This is a genomic window from Oleiphilus sp. HI0066 (assembly GCF_001635725.1).
Genome location: NZ_LWFH01000360.1, coordinates 1 through 579, shown reverse-complemented (window position 1 = coordinate 579; position 579 = coordinate 1). Strand labels below are relative to the sequence as shown.

Below are 579 nucleotides of genomic sequence, written 5' to 3'. Positions count from 1 at the left end.
TCCCAAGAGCGACGAGCGCAAATATAAAACCGGTCTCTAATGCACCGAAAAACGCAAAACTACTAATCATTGACTTTCCTGCTTCTCAAAGAGGTTTATTTGGCAACCTATTCAATGATTTCTTTCGCCTGTCCTAATAGCGCTTCAGGAATGGTTGCGCCCATGGCCTCTGCTGCTGGTAGGTTTAGATAAAGCTCTGTTTTCTCGACTCCTTGCACTGGAAGTTCACCTGGCGCTTTGCCGTTTAACACTTCGACAACCATTGCGCCAGTTTGACGTCCAACGTCATAATAGTTAAAGCCTAGAGCGGCGATCGCGCCACGTTTAACACTATCTGTATCTGCTGCGATAACGGGAATGTCAGTTTGTTCCGCAATCTTGATAACGCCTTCTAGCGCAGATATCACGGTGTTGTCGGTAGGTAAGTAAACGACATCTACTTTTCCAACAAGTGAGCGCATAGCAGTTTGCACATCTGCTGATTTAGGTGAAGCAGCTTCAACAACTTCCATACCTTGTGATGGTGCATGTTTTTTCACTAGCTCAACCAAAGAGACTGAGTTCGCTTCGCCAGGGTTA

General features: G+C 45.9%; 1 protein-coding gene. It reads right to left on the bottom strand.

Annotated features, from left to right (window positions below; translation table 11 throughout):
• Positions 1–107: 107 nt before the first annotated feature.
• Positions 108–579: ABC transporter substrate-binding protein (locus A3738_RS05130; protein ID WP_156503975.1), on the bottom strand; the 472-nt coding region annotated here is incomplete at its 5' end.